The 20,596-nt window shown below is 69.9% G+C and carries 18 protein-coding genes; 15 read left to right on the plus strand and 3 right to left on the minus strand.

Annotated elements, in window-relative coordinates:
• Positions 1-59: 59 nt before the first annotated feature.
• Complete coding sequence (locus ACLARN_RS35355; RefSeq protein WP_409495817.1) at positions 60-1,217, plus strand: glycosyltransferase family 4 protein; 1,158 nt, start codon at positions 60-62, stop codon at positions 1,215-1,217.
• 6 nt (positions 1,218-1,223) lie between these two features.
• Here ACLARN_RS35355 and ACLARN_RS35360 read toward each other — a convergent pair whose 3' ends face one another.
• Complete coding sequence (locus tag ACLARN_RS35360) at positions 1,224-1,847, minus strand: uridine kinase (RefSeq protein WP_409495818.1); 624 nt, start codon at positions 1,845-1,847, stop codon at positions 1,224-1,226.
• 124 nt (positions 1,848-1,971) lie between these two features.
• Between ACLARN_RS35360 and ACLARN_RS35365 the strand changes: the two genes are divergently transcribed.
• From ACLARN_RS35365 to ACLARN_RS35410, 10 genes are all read left to right on the plus strand, one after another.
• Positions 1,972-2,325, plus strand: a complete 354-nt coding sequence (locus tag ACLARN_RS35365; protein WP_409495841.1) for an SRPBCC domain-containing protein — start codon at positions 1,972-1,974, stop codon at positions 2,323-2,325.
• A 23-nt stretch (positions 2,326-2,348) separates the two neighbouring features.
• Positions 2,349-3,557, plus strand: coding sequence for a cytochrome P450 family protein (locus ACLARN_RS35370; protein ID WP_409495819.1), 1,209 nt, complete (start codon positions 2,349-2,351; stop codon positions 3,555-3,557).
• A gap of 25 nt (positions 3,558-3,582) precedes the next feature.
• Complete coding sequence (locus ACLARN_RS35375) at positions 3,583-4,863, plus strand: adenosylmethionine--8-amino-7-oxononanoate transaminase (protein WP_409495820.1); 1,281 nt, start codon at positions 3,583-3,585, stop codon at positions 4,861-4,863.
• 239 nt (positions 4,864-5,102) lie between these two features.
• Complete coding sequence (locus ACLARN_RS35380; protein ID WP_409495821.1) at positions 5,103-7,364, plus strand: bifunctional SulP family inorganic anion transporter/carbonic anhydrase; 2,262 nt, start codon at positions 5,103-5,105, stop codon at positions 7,362-7,364.
• A 298-nt stretch (positions 7,365-7,662) separates the two neighbouring features.
• Entirely contained in the window at positions 7,663-9,861 is a 2,199-nt protein-coding gene (locus ACLARN_RS35385) for a SulP family inorganic anion transporter (RefSeq protein WP_409495822.1), read from the plus strand.
• A 103-nt stretch (positions 9,862-9,964) separates the two neighbouring features.
• A complete protein-coding gene (bioD, locus tag ACLARN_RS35390; RefSeq protein ID WP_409495823.1) occupies positions 9,965-10,687 on the plus strand; it encodes a dethiobiotin synthase in 723 nt (240 codons plus the stop codon).
• A 56-nt stretch (positions 10,688-10,743) separates the two neighbouring features.
• Positions 10,744-11,787 carry a biotin synthase BioB gene (gene bioB, locus ACLARN_RS35395; RefSeq protein WP_409495824.1) on the plus strand — a complete coding sequence of 348 codons (1,044 nt, stop codon included), beginning with the start codon at positions 10,744-10,746 and terminating at the stop codon, positions 11,785-11,787.
• Positions 11,774-11,977, plus strand: coding sequence for a hypothetical protein (locus ACLARN_RS35400; RefSeq protein ID WP_409495825.1), 204 nt, complete (start codon positions 11,774-11,776; stop codon positions 11,975-11,977). Before bioB ends, ACLARN_RS35400 begins: the two co-directional genes overlap by 14 nt.
• Before the next feature lie 150 nt (positions 11,978-12,127).
• Positions 12,128-12,733: a DUF2567 domain-containing protein gene (locus tag ACLARN_RS35405; RefSeq protein WP_409495826.1), complete on the plus strand. Its 606-nt coding sequence runs from the start codon at positions 12,128-12,130 to the stop codon at positions 12,731-12,733.
• A gap of 45 nt (positions 12,734-12,778) precedes the next feature.
• Positions 12,779-13,840 (plus strand): M48 family metallopeptidase, encoded by a 1,062-nt coding sequence (locus tag ACLARN_RS35410; RefSeq protein ID WP_409495827.1) that lies wholly within the window; start codon positions 12,779-12,781, stop codon positions 13,838-13,840.
• 298 nt (positions 13,841-14,138) lie between these two features.
• Here ACLARN_RS35410 and ACLARN_RS35415 read toward each other — a convergent pair whose 3' ends face one another.
• Together ACLARN_RS35415 and ACLARN_RS35420 are read right to left on the minus strand one after the other, a co-directional pair.
• Positions 14,139-14,855, minus strand: coding sequence for an LON peptidase substrate-binding domain-containing protein (locus tag ACLARN_RS35415; protein ID WP_409495828.1), 717 nt, complete (start codon positions 14,853-14,855; stop codon positions 14,139-14,141).
• Between the two features lie 40 nt (positions 14,856-14,895).
• Complete coding sequence (locus ACLARN_RS35420; protein ID WP_409495842.1) at positions 14,896-15,531, minus strand: NUDIX hydrolase; 636 nt, start codon at positions 15,529-15,531, stop codon at positions 14,896-14,898.
• A 122-nt stretch (positions 15,532-15,653) separates the two neighbouring features.
• Here ACLARN_RS35420 and nadA point away from each other — a divergent pair, with 122 nt between their 5' ends.
• The 4 genes from nadA (at position 15,654) to ACLARN_RS35440 (ending at position 20,587) form a co-directional block, all read left to right on the plus strand.
• Complete coding sequence (gene nadA, locus ACLARN_RS35425) at positions 15,654-16,664, plus strand: quinolinate synthase NadA (RefSeq protein WP_409495829.1); 1,011 nt, start codon at positions 15,654-15,656, stop codon at positions 16,662-16,664.
• Positions 16,661-18,316, plus strand: a complete 1,656-nt coding sequence (locus ACLARN_RS35430) for an L-aspartate oxidase (RefSeq protein WP_409495830.1) — start codon at positions 16,661-16,663, stop codon at positions 18,314-18,316. The genes nadA and ACLARN_RS35430 overlap by 4 nt, the downstream gene beginning before the upstream one ends.
• The gene (nadC, locus tag ACLARN_RS35435; RefSeq protein WP_409495831.1) at positions 18,313-19,203 is read left to right on the plus strand and encodes a carboxylating nicotinate-nucleotide diphosphorylase; all 891 of its coding nucleotides are present in this window, start codon (positions 18,313-18,315) and stop codon (positions 19,201-19,203) included. Before ACLARN_RS35430 ends, nadC begins: the two co-directional genes overlap by 4 nt.
• Before the next feature lie 214 nt (positions 19,204-19,417).
• Positions 19,418-20,587: a S8 family serine peptidase gene (locus tag ACLARN_RS35440; protein WP_409495832.1), complete on the plus strand. Its 1,170-nt coding sequence runs from the start codon at positions 19,418-19,420 to the stop codon at positions 20,585-20,587.
• The last annotated feature ends 9 nt before the right edge of the window (positions 20,588-20,596 follow it).

Raw genomic sequence — 20,596 nt, forward strand, 5'->3', positions numbered from 1 at the left:
GGTACCGCGCAGGCGGTGCCGCCCCTTTCGCGTGCGGAGGGCCAAGTAGCCTTGCAGGGGTGCTGAGGACCCTGCTGGTGACCAACGACTTCCCGCCCCGGCCAGGCGGTATCCAGAACTATCTGAACTCGCTGGCCACCCGCCTGCCCGCGGACGACCTCGTCGTCTACGCCCCGTCCTGGGAATCGAGCACCGGCTCGCACGGCGAGTTCGACGCCGCCGCCCCGTTCGAGGTGGTGCGCCATCCGACGTCCCTGATGCTGCCGACACCGGACGTTCTCAAGCGGGCCAAGGAGATCATGCGCGCCCGCGACTGCGAGGCCGTCTGGTTCGGCGCCGCCGCGCCGCTCGCGTTGCTGGGGCATCCGCTGCGGTCGGCGGGCGCCCGCCGTGTGCTGGCGTCGACGCACGGCCACGAGGTCGGCTGGTCGATGCTCCCGGGGTCGCGGCAGGCGTTGCGGCGGATCGGCGACACCGTCGACGTGGTCACGTATGTCAGCAAATACACGCGAACCCGGTTTTCGGCCGCTTTCGGCCCGATGGCGGGTTTGGAAATGCTCCCGTGCGGTGTCGACACCGCGCTTTACCGTCCGGATGCCGCCGCGGGCAAGGAAATCCGCGATCGGCACGGTCTCGGCGACCGTCCGACGATCGTCTGCGTTTCGCGGCTGGTGCCGCGCAAGGGCCAGGACATGCTGATCAAGATCCTGCCCGAACTCCGCAACCGGATCCCGGACGTGGCGCTGCTGCTCGTCGGCGGCGGCCCGTACCGCAAGACGCTCCACGGGCTCGTCGGCGCGCTGGGGGTCGAGGACAACGTGGTCATCACCGGATCGGTGCCATGGAAGGAATTGCCAGCCCACTACAACGCGGGTGACGTCTTCGCCATGCCCGCGCGGACACGCGGAAAGGGGCTCGACGTCGAGGGCCTCGGCATCGTGTACCTGGAGGCTTCGGCGACCGGGCTGCCGGTCGTCGCCGGGAATTCCGGCGGCGCGCCGGAAACGGTGCTGGACGAGGTCACCGGGCACGTCGTCGACGGCCGTGACGAACAGCAACTGAGGGAGACGCTGGCCTCGTTGCTGGCCGATCCGGTGCGGGCACGGCGGATGGGGGCCGCCGGCCGCGAATGGGTCGCCGAGAACTGGCGATGGGACACCATGGCGAGCAGGCTTTCCGGCCTGCTCGACGGCGACCCGGTCGCGGCGGTGCGCTGAGCGCGGTCAGGGTTCGTAGCGCGCCGGGTGGTTCGGGTCGTCGACGCGGATCACCACGTCGGACAGCGACACCGGATCCACTTCCTGTTCGTAGCGCTCGTAGGCGGGCAGCGCCCATGCGTCGGGCACCCGCCGCTTGAGCGCGGCGGACGAGAGCCACAGGTGCACGCTGAGGTCGAAAGCGAGCCCCGCGCCGAAGAGGAACTCGCCGTGCACCAGGACGACGCCGCCTTCGGGCACATCGACGCGTTCGGCGCGGGTGGCGCGATCGCGGACCGGGTCCCACAGCGAGGGGAGGACCCGGCCGCTGCCGTCCTCGGCGAGCGGGTCGAGCACTTCGCGGCGCAGGGCACCGATGTCGAGCCAGTCGGTGTAGCGCGAGTCCGGGTCCTCCTTGCCGCGTTCGAAACGCAGCGAGGCGGGGCGGAGGAAGTCGTTCGCGGAGATCCGCAACGCCGCGTGACCGGCGACTCGCAGCGGATCGACCAGGGCATCGGCGAGTTCTGTGGTGTCGGTCGCACCGGCGGCACCGTCGACGGCGACCGCGATCCGGCGGCGGCCCGTGATCGCCGTGATGCGTTCGGTCAGTTCGGAGACCAGCAGAGCGGGAGAAATCGGACGGTAGCGCACAGAAAGAGATCCTCCACCCGGACCGGTGACTGTCGCACGGTACACCCGATGGGATGATGGCCCGGTGACGAAAGCAGTGGCCAAAACCGCCGGAAGTGGTTGGCAGGTAGGCGTTTCCCAAACGGTGCCGTACAGCGGCGCGCAGGTGTGGGACTTCCTGGTCGGACGCGAGGGTGTGGAGATCTGGCTCGGTCCGGGTGCCGAACTCGGCCATGAGCCGGGCGCGGCGTACGAGACGGCGGCCGGGACGACCGGCGAGCTCCGTGCCCGCGCCGAGGGTGACAAGCTCTGGCTGACCTGGCGGCCGAAGGACTGGGACCACGACTCGACCCTGCGGATCACGGTGAGCGGCACCGAGCAGAAGAGCACGCTCCGTTTCCATCAGGAGTGGCTCGCGGGCGCCGACGAGCGCGAGGAACAGCGGGCATACTGGACGGACGTGACCGAGCGGGTGGTGGCCGCGCTGGCCGAACGCTGACCAGCGCGCTGGGAGGCAAGCCGATGCGGGTGTCCGAAGAACCGAAAAGCCTTGGCGGGGACCTCGTCCAGGAGCCGCACCGGATTTCCGCGCTGCTGCGGGAGGACGGCCGGGTCCGGAAGGTGCGTATGCCGCGCGGCCTGGACGTCTGGATCGTCACCGGGCACGCCGAGGCCCGCGCCGTACTCTCGGATCCCCGTGTGGGCAAGGACACCGCCCAGGTCAGGCGGCTCTTCGAACGCGACGGCTTCGAATCCGCCGGTGACGACACCGTGCGCGCGCTCAGCGGGCACATGCTCAACCTGGATCCGCCGGATCACACGCGGCTGCGCAAACTGGTCAACCAGGCCTTCACCTCGCGGACCGTTTCCCGGCTGCGGCCGAGGATCGAGCAGATCACCGCCGAACTGCTGGACGGAATCGGCGACGCGGAGCGCACCGACCTGCTGACCGCCTTCGCCGTCCCCTTGCCGATCAGGGTGATCTGCGAACTGCTGGGCGTCCACGCTGGCGACCAGCCCGCCTTCGCGACATGGTCGAACACGATGGTCGCCTGGTCGACGCCGGAGGAACTCCGTGGCGCGGCGGCGAAGATGCACGCGTACCTCGTCGAACTCATCGAGGAGAAGCGTGCGGAACCCGCCGATGACCTGCTGTCCGGCCTGATCCACGCCAGTGACGAGGGCGATTCCCTTTCCGGGGACGAGCTGCTGTCGATGGCGTTCCTCCTGTTGGTCGCCGGATTCGAGACGACGGTCAACCTGATCGCGAACAGTGTGTTCGCCCTCCTGCGCGAACCCGATCAGCTGGCCGCGCTCCGCGCCGATCCCGCGCTGCTTCCGGGCGCTGTCGAGGAGTTCCTCCGCTACGACGGCGCCATCCACCTGGCGACCATCCGGTTCACCAGCGAGCCCGTCACGGTCGGCGGCGTCGAGATCCCGGCGGACGAGTTCGTGCTGGTCTCCCTGATCGGCGCGAACCGGGACGCCGAGCGGTTCGAGGACCCGCACCGGCTGGACGTCACGCGTTCGGCGAACGGGCATCTCGCGTTCGGGCACGGCATCCACTACTGCGTCGGCGCCCCGCTGGCGCGGCTGGAGGCCGAGATCGCCTTGCGCGGCCTGCTCGGCCGATTCCCGCGGCTGCGTCTCGACGCCGAGCCGGAAACCTTGCGCTGGAGGGAAAGCACCCTCGTCCACGGCCTGGAAACCCTCCCTGTGCTGCTGCGCTGAGGACGGCGTGTCGTAGGGTCGCGGCATGGACGCCGCCGAACTCCTCGCGCTCGACGCGGAACACGTCTGGCACCCGTACGGGCCGATGCCGAGCCCGGTCGAGTCCCTGCTGGTCCGCGAGGCGAGCGGCGTCCGGCTCACCCTCGACGACGGCCGCGAACTGGTCGACGGCATGTCGTCCTGGTGGGCGGCGATCCACGGCTACCGGAACCCGGTGCTGGACGCGGCGCTGGCCGACCAGGCGGGCCGGATGAGCCACGTCATGTTCGGCGGGCTCACCCACGAACCGGCCATCAGGCTGGCGAAGACCCTGGTGGACCTCGCTCCGGACGGGCTGCGGCACGTCTTCCTGTGCGACTCCGGGTCGGTTTCGGTCGAGGTCGCCGTCAAGATGTGCTTGCAGTACTGGCAGTCGGTGGGGCGCAAGGAAAAGCGGCGCCTGATGACCTGGCGCGGCGGCTACCACGGCGACACGTTCACCCCGATGAGCGTCTGCGACCCCGAAGGTGGGATGCACTCGCTGTGGCGCGGGATCCTGCCGGACCAGCTGTTCCTGCCCAAGCCTCCCGGCGGTTTCGGTGACGAGCCGGACCAGGCCTACCTCGACCTGCTCGCGGCCGAAATCGAGCGGCACGCGGATGAACTGGCCGCGGTCATCGTCGAGCCGGTCGTGCAGGGCGCCGGCGGCATGCGGTTCCACCCGCCCGCGTACCTGCGCGCGCTGCGCGAGATCACCGAGGCCAACGGCGTCCTGCTGATCTTCGACGAGATCGCCACCGGTTTCGGCCGCACCGGCACGATGTTCGCCGCGGAACACGCCGGGGTGACGCCGGACGTCCTCTGCCTCGGCAAGGCGCTGACCGGCGGTTACCTCACGATGGCCGCGACGTTGTGCACGCCGGAGATCGCGAACGGCATCTCGCGCGGGGAACTGCCGGTGCTGGCGCACGGTCCGACGTTCATGGCGAATCCGCTGGCCTCGGCGGTGGCCAACGCGTCGCTGGGGATCCTCGCCGAAGGCGGCTGGAAGTCCGACGTCCCGCGGATCGGGGCCGCGCTGAAAGCCGGGCTCGAACCCGCTCGCGAGCTGTCTTCGGTCACCGACGTACGGGTGCTCGGCGCCATCGGCGTGGTGGAGCTGGACCATCCGGTGGACATGGCGGTGGCGACCGAGGTCCTCACGGCGAACGGGGTCTGGCTGCGGCCGTTCCGGAACCTGATCTACACGATGCCGCCCTACATCTCCGGCGCGGACGACCTGGCCGCGATCACTTCCGCAATGGTCGCGGCCGCGCAAAAAGCGTAAAAACGGCCAAGTTCAACCTAAAGAGTGTGACGGTGGCCACAGGAAACCTGGAAGGCCACGCTGGGTACAGAGCGTGGTCGCGAGTTGATCATGATCAGGCGAACGGGCGAGTCCGATCGGGACGTTTGACGACGGTTTTGTCGCAAAAGTGCGGTATGCCCTAGTTCTCTGGTGCACAAGCAAACCTGAGAAACCTTTGCGTAGCGGACTTTTGCGCGACGATCCGGTTTCCTGCCCCCATGATCGACATCGTTGGTGACGAGCACGACACCGGGCCTCCTCCGGGCCGCCGAAACCCCGCCTCGACCCTCCTGAAGAACCTCCGCCACGACATCCCGGCTTCGGTCGTCGTCTTCCTCGTGGCCGTCCCTCTTTCCCTCGGCGTCGCGCACGCCGCCGGGGCTCCCTTGCTCGCCGGACTCGTCTCCGCCGTCGTCGGCGGACTCGTCGCGAGCCTCTTCGGCGGTTCCGCCCTTCAGGTCAGCGGCCCGTCCGCCGCGCTGACCGTCGTCCTCGCGGAGACCATCGCCACCTTCGGCTGGGCCGCCACCTGCGCCATCACCGTCGCGGCCGGCGTGGTCCAGATCCTCTTCGGCGTCAGCCGCCTCGCCAGGGCCGCGCTGGTCATCTCGCCCGCGATCGTGCACGGCCTGCTCGCCGGGATCGGCCTGATCATCGTCCTCGGCCAGTCGCACGTCGTGCTCGGCGGAGCGGCGCAGGGTTCCGCGATCGCGAACATCCTCGCGCTGCCGGGCCAGATCGTCGGCCACCACGACCAGGCCGCGCTGGTCGGCGTGGTCACCGTCGGCGTCCTGCTGGCGTGGACCCGGATGCCGCGTTCGGTGCGCCGCGTCCCCGGTCCGCTGGCCGCCGTCGTGCTGGCCACCGCGCTTTCCGTCGCGGCGGGGATGGACCTGCCGCGCGTCGACCTCCCGAACGGCCTGCCAGGGCTGGGTTTCGTCCCCGAGGCGCCGTCCGGGTCCTTGGCCGCGATCACCGCGGCCGTGCTCACCATCGCGCTCATCGCCAGCCTGGAAAGCCTGCTTTCCGCCCTCGCCGTCGACAAACTGCGCGACGGACCCCGTACCGACCTCAACCGCGAACTGATCGGCCAAGGCCTGGCGAACGTCGCCACCGGGTCGCTCGGCGGATTCCCGGTCACCGGCGTCGTCGTCCGCACCATGACCAACTTCGAAGCGGGCGCCCGCACCCGGATGTCGGCGATCCTGCACAGCGCCTGGATTCTCGGCTGCTGCCTGTTCCTGGCCGGCGCGCTGCGGCTGATCCCGCTCGCCGCCCTCGCCGGGCTCCTCGTCTATGTCGGCGCCAAACTGGTCAACGTCACCAGCCTCCGTGAAGTCCGCCGCCACGGCGACCTGCCGGTCTACCTCGCGACACTGGTGGGCGCGGTCGCCGTCAACCTGCTCACCGGGGTCGCCGCGGGGATCGCGGTGGCGCTCGTGCTCATGCTGCGCCGGATGCTGTTCTCCGGCATCCACGTCGAACCGGACGGCGCGCGGACCCGCGTCGTCATCGAAGGCGCGCTCACTTTCCTTTCCGTGCCAAGGCTCACGACCGTCCTGGCCGGAGTCCCCGCAGGTTCGGAAGTGACGCTGGAACTCTTCGTCGACTATCTCGACCACGCCGCTTTCGATTGCCTGCGCGGCTGGCAGCGCGCGCACGAGCGGGCCGGGGGAGTCGTGCTCGTCGACGAGATCGGGCATCCGTGGTTCGGACGCGGCAAAGCCGGAGTGCCGACCGTGCGGCGCGGTGTCGCGTCCCGGGTGGTGCCGCGCTGGCTCGCGCCGTGGTCGGAATGGCAGGCGGAGCATCTCGAACTGCCGAGCCAGCGCGGTGGCAGCGTGCCGTTGTGCCGTGGTACTTCGGAGTTCCAGCGGCGGACCGCGCCGTTGCTGCGGCGGACGTGGGACGGGCTGGCGAACGGGCAGCGGCCGCATACGCTGTTCGTCACCTGTGGCGACGCGCGGATCGTGCCGAACCTGATCACCACCAGCGGGCCGGGTGACCTGTTCACGGTGCGGAACATCGGAAACCTCGTCCCGCACGCCAGTGCCGAAGCGGACTTCTCCGTGGGGGCGGCGATCGAGTACGCCGTCGGTATTCTGCGGGTACGGGAAGTGGTGGTGTGCGGGCATTCCGGCTGTGGCGCGATGAAAGCGCTGCTCGGGGACGCGCCCACGGGGCTCGCGCGACTCGGCGGCTGGCTGCGCCACGCCGAGGAAACGTTGCGGCGCAGGGAAACCGAGGGGCCGCTCCTGCTCGACGGCGCCCGCCCCGGCCACGAGGCCGATCAGCTCGCCCTGCACAACGTGGTGCAGCAACTGGAAAACCTGTGCTCGTACCCGGTCGTCGACGCCGCGCTGGCGCGGGGCGAACTCCGGCTCACCGGCATGTACTTCGACGTCGGGAAGGCGAACGTGTACCTGCTCGACGCGGCGCGCCGGTCGTTCACTTCGGCCGCTTCACCGGTGAAGTCCTAGGGTGACTTCGGTGTCGCGAAAGCCACTTTCAGGACATCAGATGTCCCGAAAGTGGCTTTCGCGACACGCTCGGTCTCCGGGGCGCGGCCACGACGACCACCTCGCCAGAACCTGAATGTCATTCGCGATCGACCGCCCCTGAATCCCAATATTTGGGAGCCAGCAAGGCTTTTCGCAACGCGCGGGACATCTCCAGGCAACAAAGCGACCCGAAAGTGGGCTACGCCACCCGCTGGAGGGACGATATTCACTCGATCAGGTGGTGCATAGCGGACAAATCACCAGTTTCCTGGTGATCATGAAACCCCAAGCCCTCGCCGTGCTTCGTCACGACCTGCCCGCCTCGTTGGTGGTGTTCCTCGTCGCCGTCCCGCTTTCGCTCGGGATCGCTCTCGCGTCAGGGGCGCCGATCGTCGCGGGGCTGATCGCGGCCGTGGTGGGAGGTGTGGTCGCCGGCGCGCTCGGCGGCTCCCCGCTTCAGGTCAGCGGCCCGGCCGCCGGGCTGACGGTGATCATGGCCGAAACGATCGCGACCTTCGGCTGGAAGACGACCTGCGCGATCACCGTCGCCGCGGGGGCGCTCCAGATCCTGCTCGGGCTGAGCCGCATCGCCCGCGCGGCGCTCGCGATCTCACCCGCCATCGTGCACGGCATGCTCGCCGGTATCGGCGTCACCATCGTCCTCGGCCAGCTGCACGTCGTACTGGGCGGATCGGCGCAGAGTTCCGCGCTCAAGAACATCGCCGAACTGCCCGCGCAGATCGTCGGCCACCACGACACCGCCGCGCTGATCGGCGTGCTCACCATCGGCATCCTGCTGCTGTGGCCGCGGCTGCCCAAGTCCGTCCGCAAGATCCCGGGCCCGCTGGCCGCCATCGCGCTGGTGACCGTGCTGTCCGTGACCACCGGGATGACCCTGCCCCGCGTCGAACTGCCCGGCGACCTGCTCACCATCCGATTCGCGCCGGAACTCCCGGACGGCGGCTGGGGCGCGTTCGCCCTCGCGGTCGTCACCATCGCCTTGATCGCCAGTGTGGAAAGCCTGCTGTCGGCGGTCGCGGTCGACAAGATGCACACCGGGCCGCGGTCGAACCTCGATCGCGAACTGATCGGCCAGGGTGCCGCGAACATGACCTCCGGCGCGCTGGGCGGCCTCCCGGTCACCGGCGTGATCGTTCGCAGCTCGACCAACGTCGCCGCGGGCGCCCGCACTCGCACGTCCGCGATCCTGCACGGGGTCTGGATCCTGGTGTTCGTCGCGGCGTTCGCCGGGCTGATCCAGAACATCCCGCTCGCGGCGCTGGCCGGCCTGCTCGTCCACGTCGGTGCGAAGCTGGTGAACCCCGGCCACATGAAGCAGGTCCTCAAACACGGTGATCTGGGGCTGTACCTGCTGACCCTCGCCGGTGTCGTCGTCTTCGACCTGCTCACGGGAGTCCTGCTCGGCATCGCGCTCTCGGTGCTGCTGATGCTGCGCCGCACGGTGTGGTCCGGCATCCACGCCGAACGCGACGGTGGCGAATGGCGCGTCGTCGTCGAAGGCGTCCTGACGTTCCTTTCGGTGCCGAGGCTCAGCCGGGTGCTCGCGACCGTGCCCGACGGCGCGAAGGTGACCCTGGAGCTGGTCGTCGACTATCTCGACCACGCCGCCTTCGAGAGTCTGTCGAACTGGCAGCAGGGGCACGAGCGCACCGGCGGCGAGGTGATCGTCGACGAGGTCGGGCATCCGTGGTTCGCCAACGGCAAATCCGGCGACCCCACCCTGAGCAGGACGGACGCGGTGCGTTCGGTGCCGAGGTTCCTCGCGCCGTGGTCCGACTGGCAGGCCAAGGACGTCGAGGTGCCCGGCCAGCGCGGCGGACCGACGCTGCGCGGGGCGACGGAGTTCCAGCGGCGCACGGCCACGCTCATGCAGCCCGCGCTCAGTAAGCTGGCCGGTGGCCAGTCGCCGCACACCTTGTTCATCACCTGCGGTGACGCGCGGATCGTGCCGAACATGATCACCACCAGCGGTCCCGGCGACCTGTTCACCGTCCGCAACATCGGGAACCTGGTGCCCGCCAGGCAGGCCGACCCGTCGATGGGCGCCACCGTCGAGTTCGCCGTCGGCGTGCTGAAGGTGCGAGAGATCGTGGTCTGCGGGCATTCGGGCTGCGGTGCGATGCAGGCGCTGGCGACCGGCGCTCCCGACGGCGCGCCGATGCTGACCTCCTGGCTGCGGCACGCCGAGCCGAGCGCCAAGCGCAAGGTTTCGGTGACCCTCGACGGCGAACGTCCGGAGACCGAAGTCGATCGGCTGGCGTTGCAGAACGTGTTGCAGCAGCTGGAGCACTTGCGCCACTACCCGCTGATCGCCGAGGCGGAGGCGCGCGGTGAACTGCACCTGACCGGGATGTACTTCGACGTCGGGGCCGCTCAGGTCTACCTGACGGATGACGGGAGCCCGGCTTTCGCCCCAGTCGGCGCCGTCGCTGCCGTGCCCGAACAGGGGAGCTGACGGAGCCGTTCGGCACTCCTGTAGCCCGACCCACTAGCCCGGACCCCGCCCCGCCACCACCCTCAACGGAGGGGCTGCGCCCCGCAGACTAGATTCAACGCACGTGAGCATGCTGGTCATAACCGGCACCGGAACCGGTGTCGGCAAGACGATCACCACCGCCGCCATCGCCGCGTTGGCCGCCGGGCAGGGCCAACGCGTCGCCGTACTGAAACCGGCGCAGACCGGAGTGGGGCCGGACGAGCCCGGCGACCTCGCCGACGTCCTCCGGCTCGCCGGTCCGGTCACCACCCGTGAACTGCGGCGATACCCGGATCCGCTGTCGCCGGAGGCGGCCTCCAGGCTCTCCGGACTGCCGGCGCTTTCCCCGAGTGAGATCGCCGCTTCGGCGAGCGACCTCAACGGCGAGCACGACCTCACGCTGATCGAGGGCGCGGGCGGCCTGCTGGTCCGGTTCGACGCCGCCGGGGCCACGCTGGCCGACGTCGCGTGGTCGCTCGGCGCGCTGGTGATCGTCGTGGCCGAGGCGGGGCTGGGCACGCTCAACGCGACCGCCCTGACGGCCGAGGTCGCGACCAAACGCGGGCTCACCGTGGCCGGGGTGATCATCGGCTCGTGGCCGGAGGATCCGGACCTCGCGGCGGTGTCGAACCTGGAGGACCTGCCGGTCGCCGCCGGTGCCCCGCTGCTGGGCGTGCTGCCCGCCGGGCTGGGCACCGCCGAACCCGAGGAGTTCGCCGCGCTGGCCAGGGCGGGTCTCTCGCCGTGGTTCGGCGGGGAGTTCGATCCGGAATGCTTCGTCGGCCGCGCGTCGGCCCAGAAGTGATCTGCGTCGCTGTGGCCGAGCGGTCCCGTCGTGCACGATGATGTGCCTTTGCTTTGATGCCCCACCCGAACAGGAGCCGCCTCGTGACCACAGCCCCGGAGACCGTCGACATCCTCGCCGTGGCGCGTGACCAGGTCCTCGAGCGTGGCGTCGGCCTCGGCGAGGAGCAGATCCTCGACGTCCTGCGGCTCGATGACGACCACCTGACCGATCTGCTGGCGCTGGCCCACGAGGTCCGGATGCGCTGGTGCGGCCCCGAGGTCGAGGTCGAGGGCATCATCAGCCTCAAGACCGGCGGCTGCCCCGAGGACTGCCACTTCTGCTCGCAGTCCGGCCGGTTCCCGACGCCGGTGCGGTCGGCGTGGCTGGACATCCCCGGCCTGGTCAAGGCCGCGCGCCAGACCGCCGAGACCGGCGCGACCGAGTTCTGCATCGTCGCCGCCGTCCGCGGCCCCGACAAGCGGCTGCTTTCGCAGGTCCGTGAGGGGATCAAGGCCATCCGCGAGGACGGCAACGACATCCAGATCGCCTGCTCGCTCGGCATGCTCACCCAGGAGCAGGTCGACGAGCTGGTCGAGATGGGCGTGCACCGCTACAACCACAACCTGGAGACCGCGCGTTCGCACTTCGCGAACGTCGTCACCACGCATACGTGGGAAGAGCGCTGGGAGACCCTGCGCATGATCCGCGAGGCGGGCATGGAGGTCTGCTGCGGCGGCATCATCGGCATGGGGGAGAGCATCGAGCAGCGCGCCGAGTTCGCCGCGCAGCTGGCCGAGCTGAACCCGGACGAGTGCACGATGAACTTCCTCATCCCGCAGCCGGGCACGCCGTACGAGGGGTACGAGATCGTCGAAGGCAAGGACGCGCTGCGCACCGTGGCCGCGTTCCGGCTGGCGATGCCGCGTCCGCTGCTCCGCTTCTCCGGCGGTCGTGAACTGACCTTCGGCGATCTGGGCACCAAACAGGGCATGCTCGGCGGCATCAACGCGATCATCGTCGGCAACTACCTGACCAACCTCGGCCGCCCGGCCACCGCGGACCTGGAGATGCTCGACGAGCTGAAGATGCCGGTGAAGGCGATCAGTGACGTCCTCTGACCAACCGGCGTTCTGTGTCCATTGTGGACAGTCGTTCGACGATGGCGTGGAACATCCCGCTTGCCACAACCCCAGAACGGCACTCGAACCGCCGCGCTACTGCACGTTCTGCGCGCGGCGGATGGTCGTCCAGATCACCCCGGTCGGCTGGACGGCCCGATGCAGCCGTCACGGCGCTCTCTCCGGCTAACCCCCTCGCAATTCGGCACCTGGTTGCGCACGCATCCATCGCAACCAGGTGCCGAATTGCGGCAGGGGGCGCGACTCGGTGCCGGGGTTGTGTGCGCTGGGGGCGTCATTGGTTACGCTCTGCACAAGCTGCGTGAGGGAGGAGTCCGGGTTGGGCGAGACGTCGGGCAAACCGGCACACCTGTCTTCCAGCGTGTCCGACCCCTGGTCGGTGCCCGTGCTGCCGAAGCCGCGCCGCCCACATCCCAAGGTCGTGATCAAGGCCGACCTGCTCCCGGCGATCAGCGTGCTGTCCACGGCCGGGCTGCTCGGTTTCCCGCTGGCCTGGCTCTGGGCGCGGCTCGCGCCGCCGCAGCGTATGCGGGTGATCAACGACCGCGGCGGTCTCGCACCACTGGAGCTGGAGAGCTGGCACCGCTTCGACGACCTCGCCATCTACGGATTCCTCGCGCTCGGCGCCGGGCTGCTGATCGGCATCGTGACCTGGATGCTGCGGGAGCGCCGCGGCCCGGTCGTGCTGATCGCCGCGACCGGCGGCGCCACCCTGGCAGGCTGGCTGGGCACGTCGATGGGCGTCGCTTTCGCCAACGGCCGCTACGAGATCGGCGCCGCGCCCGCCGTCGGTGACGTCATCGCGAAGGCGCCGCAGATCGAGTCGGTCTGGATCATGCTCGCCGCGCCGTTGATGACCACGCTGGCCTACACGCTGCTCACCGCGTGGAACGGCAGGGAAGATCTGGGTCGCCGCCTCGGCTGAGCGTTTTCCTCTAGGGTGGGCTGATACTTCTCTAGGGGGCATTTCTTGACTGACGACATCGAGGTTTCCCGGCACAACGCCGTCCGTTTCCCGGGCATCAGCCCGCGCGCCTACGAACACCCCGTAGACCGCGGCGCGCTGGCCACCCTGCGCGCGGTTCCCGGTTTCGCGCAGGTCGTGAAGGCGGTTTCCGGTTTCTACGCCGAACGCGGTGAGCGGCTCATGGCGCTCGCGTCCGGGATCCGGGTCGGCCCGACGCAGTACCCGGAACTGGACAAGATCCGCAACGAATGCGCCGAGACCCTCGATCTCGACCGCGTGCCGAACCTGTTCGTCGCCCGCAGCCCCGAGGTCAACGCGCAGACGATCGGCATGGACGAGCCGTTCATCGTGCTCAACACCGCGGCCGTCGAGGCGATGGACCTGGCGTCGCTGCGGTTCGTGATCGGGCACGAGATGGGGCACGTGCTGTCCGGGCACGCGGTGTACCGCACGATCATGATCCGGCTGATCGGCCTGCAGATGTCGATGTCGTGGACGCCGGTGAGCGCGATCGGCATCCGCGTCGTCATCGCCGCGCTGCGCGAGTGGTACCGCAAGGCCGAACTGTCCTGCGACCGCGCCGGCCTGCTGTGCTCGCAGGACCCGACCGCGGCACTGCGGTCGCAGATCCTGGTCGCGGGTGGTATCGACCCCGCGAAGATCGACATCCCGGCGTTCCTGCGGCAGGCGGCGGAGTACGAGTCGGTCGACGACATCCGCGACAGTTACCTGAAGCTGCGCTACGTCGAGACGATGTCGCATCCGCTGGCCGTCGTGCGTGCCGCGCAACTGCAGAAGTGGGCCGCTTCGGAGGAGTACCGGGCGATCCTGGCGGGCCAGTACCCGCGCCGCGACGCCGACGCGCCGTCCTCCACCTGGACCGACGACCTGAAGTCGGCCGCGAAGTCGTACAAGGATTCCTGGAACAGCTCGGCCGACCCGCTGACGAAGGTGTTCAGCGACGTCGGCGAGGCGGTGTCCGGGGCGGCGGGCAAGGTGTGGAGCAAGTTCGGCAACGGTGCGAACGGGTCCGACGGCGAGAGCGCCCCGGAGTCCGGCAAGTAGGTCTTTGGCCGGAGATGTCGCGAAAGCCACTTTCGGGACATGAGATGTCTCGAAAGTGGCTTTCGCGACGTCGGCTCACCGCTGCCAGATCGGCGAGGCGGAGCAAACGCAAGTAGGTGACTAAATGCGACTTCGCGCAATCTCGCCGCAGTGTCGCGAAGGTTGCCTGCGAGGACGGTCGGTGTCCCCGATGTGGCATTGGGGACGCTGAACGCCCCCAATGCCACATTGGGGACACCGGCCCAGTGCGGTCGTGAGTGGCCCTACCGCAATTTCCACTCACGGGGCCGGACGACGTTCAGTTCAGGTTCGAAGGGCGCGTGAACTCGCCGAGTTCCCCCGGCGGCATCGGCACCGCGCCGAGGGTGTTCAGGAACCCCGCCTCCCGAGTCAGCAGACGGCACGCGATCCGCAGTCGCCGCAGCGGATTGGTCTCCTCCAGCAGGCGCTGCCGGTCTTCCAGCGGGAGCAGGCAGTCCGCGGTGAGGCGGTAGGCGAGCGCGTTGATGTCGCCGTCGTCGGGTGGGGTGGTCCAGTCGTCGGCGTGCCAGGCGGACTCGCAGTAGCGCCGGTGCGCGGCCTTCGCGACGTCGGCGAGTCTGGCCACGGTGTCGCCGTGCACCGAGGCGACGCGGTCGTCGGGCACCCACTCGACCGAGCCGATCAGGTACGGCGCGGAAACGCGGTCGATTTCGAGGAGCCGGAACCGGCGCCGCGCGGTGGTGACGACGTCGAATCTGCCGTCAGGCAGCCGTTTCGCCTCGCGCAGCACCGTGGTGCAACCGACCTCGTGGACGTGTTCGGGCCCGCTCACCTCCCTGATCATCGCCGTCCGCAGGGCGATGACCCCGAACTCGCGGTCCGGGACGACGTCGCCGACGAGGTCGGTCATCAGTTGCCGGTATCGCGGTTCGAAAATGTGCAGAGGAAGGTGTGTTCCGGGCAGAAGCACGGTCTGTAGCGGGAACAGCGGCAAGATCGCCTTCCCGGTGGACTCATCGCTCGGCTCGGTCACCCGTTCAAGGTACGGGCACGGCACGTACTTCGCAGGACGGTCACTTTCCGGCGGGCGGGCGGAACACCGCGAACGGGTCGGTGATCTGCATCCCCTTGCCCGCGAAGGAGAAGAGGGCCGCCGGCCGCCCACCGCTGCGTCCCGGTGGCGCGGTGTGCCCGGTGGGGAGGAGCAGCCCTCGCCGGGACAGCACACGCTGCAGGTTCGTCGCGGACACCCGGTAACCCAGCGCAGCCGAGTAGAGCCGCCGTAAAGCCGAAACGGTGAACTCTTCCGGGGCGAGCGCGAACCCGAGATTCGTGTAGCAGAGCTTCGACCGGAGCCGGTCCCGCGCGCGCAGCGCGATGGACTCGTGGTCGAACGCCGTCCGCGGCAACTCGGAAACGTCGTGCCACTCCGTGTCTTCCGGGATCTCGGGGTCCACATCGGACGGTACGAGGCCGAGGAACGCCGTCGCCACGACGCGCGGGCCAGGCACCCGGTCCGGCGCGCTGAACACGGCCAGCTGCTCCACATGCTTCAACTGGCGTACGTCGACCTTCTCCGCGAGTTGCCGCCGAATGGACGCCTCGACGTCTTCGTCCGGACGCAGCCTGCCGCCGGGAAGGGACCAGCGGCCCAGATGCGGATCGAGCGCGCGCCGCCACAGCAGGACCCGGAGTGTGTCCGAGCGCACTTGCAGTACCGCTCCCAAAACCTCGTGGGCGAGGGGGGTCTGGGTGTTAAGATGACTTCGCACGGTTTTCGATTGTAAGGCGAAAACCGACAATGGACAAATCGGTCCGGAGGGCCAGAACGATGACGAGCACCCTGCAGAACGACCTGACTCCCTACGGTGGCGTCGTCGCCGACGAGGCTTGGGCGGAGGAGGTGCGGAGCCTCGCTCGCAAGCGAGACGCCGTCCTGCTCGCGCACAACTACCAGGTCCCCGAGATCCAGGACATCGCCGACTTCACCGGCGATTCCCTCGCCCTCAGCCGCATCGCGGCGAGCAGCGACGCGTCCACCATCGTCTTCTGCGGCGTGCACTTCATGGCCGAGACGGCGAAGATCCTGGCGCCCGAGAAGACGGTCCTGATCCCGGACGCGCGGGCGGGCTGCTCGCTCGCGGACTCGATCACCGGCGCCCAGTTGCGCGCCTGGAAGGCCGAGCACCCCGGCGCCGTCGTCGTCTCGTACGTGAACACCACGGCCGAGGTCAAGGCGGAGACCGACATCTGCTGCACCTCGTCGAACGCCGTCGACGTGGTCGCCTCGATCCCCGCTGACCAGGAGGTTCTGTTCCTGCCGGACCAGTTCCTCGGCGCGCATGTCAAGCGCGTGACCGGCCGGGAGAACATGCACATCTGGGCCGGGGAGTGCCACGTGCACGCCGGGATCAACGGTGCCGAACTGGCCGAGCGGGCCGCGGAGAACCCGGACGCCGACCTGTTCATCCACCCGGAATGCGGCTGCGCGACGTCGGCGCTGTACCTCGCGGGCGAGGGTGCCGTCGCGCCCGAGCGGGTCAAGATCCTTTCGACCGGCGACATGGTCCACGCCGCCCGCGACACCAAGGCGAAGTCGGTGCTCGTGGCCACCGAGATCGGGATGATCCACCAGTTGCGCAAGGCCGCCCCGGAGATCGACTTCCGCGCGGTGAACGACCGGGCGTCCTGCCGGTACATGAAGATGATCACGCCGGCCGCCCTGCTGCGGTCGCTGCGTGAGGGTGCCGACGAGGTCCACGTCGATATCGAGACCGCCGCCCGTGCCCGCGCTTCCGTGCAGCGCATGATCGAGATCGGGCAGCCTGGCGGCGGAGAATGACCGACTCGGTTACTGCCCTTCAGGCGAAAACCCACCCGGTGTGGGAGGCCGCCGCCGATCTTGTGGTGATCGGCAGCGGAGTGGCCGGGCTCACCGCCGCGCTGCGTGCCCAGGAACTCGGTCTGCACGTCCTGGTGGTCACCAAGGCGGCGGTCTCCGACGGGAACACCCGCTGGGCGCAGGGCGGGGTCGCCGTCGTGCTGGAGGGTGAGCACGAGCGGGGCGACTCGGTCGGCAAACACGCGGCGGACACGCTCACCGCCGGTGCCGGGCTTTGCGACGAGGACGCCGTCCGGTCGATCATCGACGGCGGCCCGGCGGCGGTGGCCAGGCTGCGGGCCGAGGGCGCCCGCTTCGACCCGGCCGTCGAAGGTGGTGACGAGCTGGCGCGCACGCGCGAAGGCGGGCACAGCGCGTTCCGGGTCATCCACGCCGGTGGCGACGCGACCGGGGCGGAGGTCGAGCGGACTCTGGTCGCGAAGGCCGGTGACCGGCGGATCCCGGTGCTGGAGCACCACATCGCCGTCGACGCGATCCGCACGCCCGCCGGTGAGGTCGCCGGGCTGACCGTCCTGGACCACAACGGCGTTCCCGGTGTCGTCCGGGCGCCGGCGGTGTTGCTGGCCAGCGGTGGGCTGGGACAGCTCTACCAGGCGACGTCGAATCCGGAGCTCGCCACGGGTGACGGGCTCGCGCTCGCGTTGCGCGCGGGGGCGCAGCTCGCGGACGTCGAGTTCGTGCAGTTCCACCCGACGGTCCTGTTCACCCCAGGCGCCCGCGGCCGGTGCCCGCTGGTCACCGAGGCGGTGCGCGGCGAGGGCGCGACCCTGCACGACGCGACGGGCGCTTCGGTCATGCGCGGCGTGCACCCGCTCGGCGACCTGGCGCCCCGTGACGTCGTGTCGGCGGCGATCACCCGCCGGATGGTGCAGGCTCCCGGCGGCGTCGACGATCACGTTTTCCTTGACGCCACTGGGATCGCCGGGTTCGCTAAGCGGTTCCCGACCGTGCACGCGGCCTGCGTCGCGATCGGGCTCGACCCGGTGAAGGACCCGATCCCGGTCACGCCCGCGGCGCATTTCGCCTGCGGCGGCGTCGTGACCACTGTGGACGGACGGTCCGGCGTGCGCGGGCTCTACGCGGCGGGCGAGGTCGCGAGGACCGGTCTGCACGGCGCGAATCGCTTGGCCTCCAACAGTTTGCTCGAAGGTCTGGTCGTCGGACGGCGGGTAGCCGACGCGGTCGCCGCCGACCTCGCCGCCGGGCTGCTCGCTGACCCGCGTCGCGGCGTGCTCGCGCCCCCGGCGAAGGTCGCGGTGGCCGACCGCGACGCGCTTCAGCGGGCGATGAGCCGCTACGCCGCGATCGGCCGGGACGCCGAAGGACTGTCGGTCGTCGGCTCGGTGCTGGATCTTTCGGTGACCGAGAGTCCTTTGTGGACGCCTCGGATCGTCGAAGACGCGGCGCTCACGGTGGTGGCGGAGGCCTTGGTCGCGGCGGCCGCGCGCCGGACGGAATCCCGCGGCTGTCACGTGCGGACCGATTTCCCCGCACGGGACGACGTCACCTGGCAACGCGGTCAGCTCATCCGGCTCAGCCCGTCGGGGCAGCCGGTGCTGGCCGATCCGATCGCTTTGGAGGGTGTGGCATGACCGAATTCTCCCCGTGGGTCACCAAGGCGCTGGCCGATCACGGCCTCGACGTCGCCGATGTGCGTCGCGTCGTCACGACGGCGCTGACCGAAGACCTGCGGTACGGGCCCGACGCGACGACGAACGCCACCGTGCCCGAGTCCGCGAAAGCACTGGCCGAACTCACGCCGAGAACGGCGGGCGTCGTCGCCGGGATCCCGGTGGCACTGGCGGTGTTCGACCTCGTCCTCGGCAAGGACCTGGAGATCCTGGCCGCCCGCGACGACGGTGACCGGCTGATCGCCGGGGAGCCCGCGCTGGTCGTCCGCGGTCCGGTGCGGGGCCTGCTCACGGCCGAACGCACCGCGCTGAACCTGTTGTGTCACCTGTCCGGCATCGCCACCGCCACCGCCGCCTGGGTGGCGGCACTGGAGGGAACCGGCTGCCGGGTAAGGGATTCCCGTAAGACACTGCCCGGGTTGCGGCTGCTGGAGAAGTACGCCGTCCGCACGGGTGGCGGGGTGAACCATCGGCTCGGCCTCGGCGACGCGGTACTGATCAAGGACAACCACGTCGTCGCCGCCGGTTCGGTGACGGCGGCACTCGCCGCGGCCCGCGAGCACGCGCCCGAGCTGCACTGCGAGGTCGAGGTCGACGACCTGGCGCAGCTGGAGGAGGCGCTCACCGCGGGGGCCGACGAGGTGCTGCTGGACAACTTCACGCCCGACGAGTGCGCGAAGGCCGTCGACAGGCGCGACGAGGTCTCGCCGAAGACCCGCCTGGAATCCTCGGGCGGGTTGAGGCTGGACGTCGCGCGGGCCTACGCCGAGTCCGGTGTGGACTTCCTCGCCGTCGGCGCGCTCACCCATTCCTCGCCCGCGCTCGATCTCGGGATGGACCTGCGCTGACGTGAGTGGTCACCATCGGAAGTTCTCCCGGGGTCTCGACGGCCCAGCTTCCCACTGGACGCACGGCCGCAAGGTCCGAGTACAAACCCGGTACGAGGACCTCGCGGCCGCACGCCCAGCGGAAACCTGGATCCGCCGAATACCCCGGGAGAACTTCCGATGGTAACCACTAGAGCACTAGAATTTCCTTGTGTGACAAGGGAATTCTGGAGGAATGGTGGGCATTGCCGGTAAAAGTGCCGTCGCGGGATGCGCTGCGTTCATGGCGGTACTCGGCGCTCCCGGCCCGGCGACGGCGATCGCCGAGCAGTGCGCGAATCCGACGGGCACTTACACCGCGGCCGTCCCGTGGGGACAGCGGCTGATCGATCCCGCGCGGATCTGGCCGCTTTCCCGCGGCACCGGTCAGCTGGTCGCGGTGATCGGCACCGGCGTGGACGGCCGCAACGGCCAGTTCGCCCCCGGCCAGGTCGTCGGCGGACAGGGCACCACGAGCGACGATTGCGACGGCCGGGGCACGATCGCCGCCGGGATCGTCGGCGCGCAACCGGATCCGTCCACGACGTTCACCGGGATCGCGCCCGGCGCCAGGATCCTCCCGATCCGCTACACCCAGGTGAACGGCGGCGGCGACCCCGCGCAGCTCGCGTCGGCCATCGAGACCGCGCTGAACCGCGACGCCGGGATCATCTTGATCGCCGTCCCCGCCGCCGCAGACGGTCCCGCGCTGACCGGCGCCGTCTCGCGCGCCAGGGAGAAAGGCGCGCTCATCGTCTCTCCCGCCGCGGGGTCACAGCAGGGCCAGACGTCCTATCCGACCGCGACACCCGGCGTGCTCGCCGTCGGCTCGACCAACCAGGCAGGCGAAGCGGTCCAGACGGAATCCGGTTCCTACGTGGGGATTTCCGCGCCCGGCGCCGAACTGGTCAGCACGTCCGCGGGTGCGGGCGGGACCGTGGCGCACCGATGGCCGGTGAGCGATCCCAGCCTGGCCGCCGCGCATGTGGCGGGCGTCGCGGCGCTCGTGCGCGCATATCACCCCGAGCTGTCGCCGGAACAGGTCGTCGCCCGGCTGACGCTGACCGCGCACCGGGGCCCGAGCGGAGGACACGACCCCCGCCGCGGCTGGGGCGCGATCGACGCCTACGCCGCGGTTTCCGCCGCCATTCCGGCCGATACGCCTGGACCGGGAGGACCGCCGAGCGTCGGCCCGGACACCTTCGTCGTCCCCGCGGCCGCACCCGCCCGCGGAGGAGCGGACAAGGTTTCCGGAGTACTCGCGATCGCCGGAGTGGCCGTCGCCATCGCGGCGGGTGTGGTGGTGGCCGCGGTCCGGCGGGGCAAGCGCCGAGGCTGGCGGCCTTCACGATTTCGCGCCTCGTGAGCGGCAGCG

It is taken from the genome of Amycolatopsis sp. cmx-11-12 (assembly GCF_046269425.1).
Classification (GTDB): Bacteria; Actinomycetota; Actinomycetes; order Mycobacteriales; family Pseudonocardiaceae; genus Amycolatopsis.